Genomic DNA, 3,127 nt, shown 5'->3' on the forward strand with positions numbered 1-3,127 from the left:
CCCCCGCTCCTTGCGGCTGAGCTTTCAAGGCTGAAGGTAACAATCCTAACAGCGTCATTTCTAACCATAAACGCGGCTGAGTAGTATTCTTAATTTGCACTTCACTACTTTGTAAGTGCTTCTGACTAGCTAAAATCATCTCAACGTCCCAACCCTTAGAAAACTCACAAAGTTTTTCCCAAGTTTGCTGAGTCAAAGCTACTAAATTGTAACGTTTAGGGGCAGTTTTAGCTATTAAAAAATCCCGGTAAAAACCCGCAAGATTCTGAAGCACTAACAGCGGTTCTCGACCGCGATCCATTAAGTGACGCACGCAGTCTATAACTGTTTCAGTTGTATCTGATGCAATTGCTTCTAACAGTGCCATCAGATCGTTTTCAGGCACAGCACCGACTAAATCCCAGACTTTTTCGACTGTGACTTCCCCTGCAAGTAGGCTCAATTGATCGAGTAAGCTTTCCGCATCTCTGAGTCCGCCTTGGGCGATTTGAGCTACCATTTGGACGGCATCAGCAGCAATATTAATGTTTTCTTTCTGGGCAATTTCTCGCAGATGATTTGTCATTGCCACTACGGGAATTCTGCGGAAATCAAATCTTTGACAACGGGAGATAATAGTTGGTAATACTCTTTGAGCGTCAGTTGTTGCTAAGACAAATACTACGCGATCGGGTGGTTCTTCTAATGTTTTTAATAGAGAGTTGAATGCTGATACGCTGAGCATATGGCACTCATCAATAACATAAACTTTATAGCGACATTGTACAGGTGCAAATTGTGCTCTTTCTATTAAATCCCGAATGCTATCTACGCCCGTATTACTAGCAGCATCAATTTCGATCACGTCCAAAGTTCTACCTTCAACAATTCCTTGACAAACATCGCATTTTCCGCAAGGCGTTGCTGTGGGGACATTGCCGGCAAGACAATTGAGAGATTTGGCTAAAATCCGGGCGCTGGAGGTTTTACCCGTCCCTCTGGGCCCCGTAAACAAATAAGCTGGGGCGATGCGGTCTTGGCGGATGGCGTTGCTTAGGGTTTGTGCGATCGCTTCTTGACCAACGAGATCGGCGAAGGTCTGAGGGCGATATTTGTGGTGTAGGGGTTCGTAAGTCACAACGCAGTAAAAATGCTCAATTAGAAATTAAAAATCAAAATTAAAATTGTTCTCAAATTTAAGCTATACTAATGTTTTACTATAAACTATGATAATGAGAATGACAAGTTTTTTCACCGTTTGAATTATAATAGATTATAGATTTTTTACCATTCCTGTCATCGGGTGCAGCTACGGGACAGAATAGGCCGGAAGTTTTCTGGCAGTTGAAGATCGAGTATGGATTACTGGGTGTGACTGCTTCCAGTTGTAGAAAAATGTCAATTTTGGTAGCAGTAGCACCGCAAGCCGTAATCAGGGGAATTCTAGAAATACAGTGTCAAATTCTACCCTTTACAGCCTATGTCAACCCAAATCATCCTTGTAGAACCAAGGTTGGCAGCAGCCTCTCCTAAGCCGATTCCGGTTAAATCAGGGAAGTTTCCTTCAGAGCAAATCTGGATGGGAGCATCAGGGTTACTGTTTTTACTGCTCGTAGCTTTAGCAGTGCTTGCCAAAATGAAAATAGACGACTTGATCAAGAAGCTCAAGTTTGAGGAATTTAGAAATCGTGAGATACAGAAAAAATACAAAATGGCTCTCGAAACAGTCGGAAAAATGGAAAAAAATCCCGACTTAATCCACTCGCGAGATTTTAACTTAGATTACTTAAGAATGCGGATGGCAGAAGAGGTTTTCCATTTTGGCATTGTTAATCAAATTAAGGTGAAAGTAAAAGATAAAATTAGCGTTGCTCTGCGTCCAACTCAAGGCTCGGCAGGAGAGAAAGTCGGGAATGCTGGCGCGGGTAGGCAAGTAGATTCTCAGTTTGATGTGGAATATGAGACGGGTGAACCGAGGGGGGAAGTAAAAAAACGAGTGCTTTTCCGCATTCAAATTAAACTGATGAAGTTACCGACTCAAGCAACTTCTCAAACGATTAATCAAATTATTGACTGTCTGGAAACTTATCTGAGCCCATCAGACGATCACGACAATTGGCAACCCACAATTCAAGGTCGGATTGTCCATATTGAATGGGATCAAAAGGCAAAGCCTACCCCGCTGCTGGTATTGGAACAATCAAATGAAGGAGTAAATGTTACTTTTCGGACTACGAGAACGCCTGGGGGCAGGATTAACGAGGTGGAAGAAAAGCAGTTATCTGCGGCTAAGGGAGGAGCTAAGGGAGGAACCAAGGGAGGAGCTAAGGGGGGAGCTAAGGGTGCTGCCAAAGCTGGTAATAAGCGCCCAGGCGGTAGGAAATGAGTTTTTTTATCTGCTGATAGGGGTTGTTGTGAGGGCCGCAGTTTGCAGGCGGCCATCTTCCATGTGGATAATGCGATCGGCAACATCTAAAATTCGATTGTCGTGGGTAACGAGCAAGATAGTAGATTGTTGTTCTTTGGCTAAACGTTGCATAATTTCTACTACATCTCTACCTGATTTACTGTCTAAAGCTGCTGTCGGTTCGTCTGCTAATACTAATTTGGGGTGACTTACTAAAGCTCGCGCGATCGCAACTCTCTGTTTTTGTCCCCCGGAAAGATTGTCGGGATAATAATCGATTCTATCTCCTAACCCTACATCCTCAAGCATTTTTACAACTCTAGCATTGACTTCCTGGTTAGAAATATAGTCGTGTAGCTCCATCGACATTTGTACATTTTGCCGCGCTGTTAAGCATTTGAGCAAGTTGTGAGCTTGGAAAATATAGCCAATATTACGTCGAATTTTTATTAACTCGTTTTTCTTTCCTCCCCGCACTTCTTGACCAATTATTTTCAGGCTGCCTTCTTGCACTGAACGCAAAGCTCCAATCAAAGTTAATAGAGTTGTTTTCCCAGAGCCAGAGGGCCCTGTCATAATCACAATTTCTCCAGGGTAAATCTCCAAGTTGATTTCAAATAATGTCTGTTTTTGGACTCCTCCTTCCCCAAAGTAATGATTGAGATTTTGAATGGCGACCACAGGTAAATCATTCATGGCTAATGGCTAATTGCTAATGGCTAATTGCTAATGGCTAATGGC

3 protein-coding genes are annotated in these 3,127 nt (G+C 42.9%); 1 reads left to right on the forward strand and 2 read right to left on the reverse strand.

Annotated elements, in window-relative coordinates; all coding sequences use genetic code 11:
* Window positions 1–1,117 (reverse strand): DNA polymerase III subunit gamma/tau (locus PN499_RS10705; protein ID WP_272031843.1); only part of this gene is annotated, 1,117 nt, incomplete at its 3' end.
* Window positions 1,118–1,459: 342 nt separating this feature from the next.
* On the opposite strand from PN499_RS10705, the gene PN499_RS10710 reads away from it, so the two are divergent.
* Window positions 1,460–2,365 carry a hypothetical protein gene (locus PN499_RS10710; protein WP_272031844.1) on the forward strand — a complete coding sequence of 302 codons (906 nt, stop codon included), beginning with the start codon at window positions 1,460–1,462 and terminating at the stop codon, window positions 2,363–2,365.
* Window positions 2,366–2,371: 6 nt separating this feature from the next.
* Here PN499_RS10710 and PN499_RS10715 read toward each other — a convergent pair whose 3' ends face one another.
* A complete protein-coding gene (locus PN499_RS10715; RefSeq protein ID WP_272031845.1) occupies window positions 2,372–3,082 on the reverse strand; it encodes a DevA family ABC transporter ATP-binding protein in 711 nt (236 codons plus the stop codon).
* Window positions 3,083–3,127 lie beyond the last annotated feature (45 nt).

This window comes from Kamptonema animale CS-326 (assembly GCF_028330895.1).
GTDB classification, from domain to species: domain Bacteria; phylum Cyanobacteriota; class Cyanobacteriia; order Cyanobacteriales; family Microcoleaceae; genus Kamptonema; species Kamptonema formosum.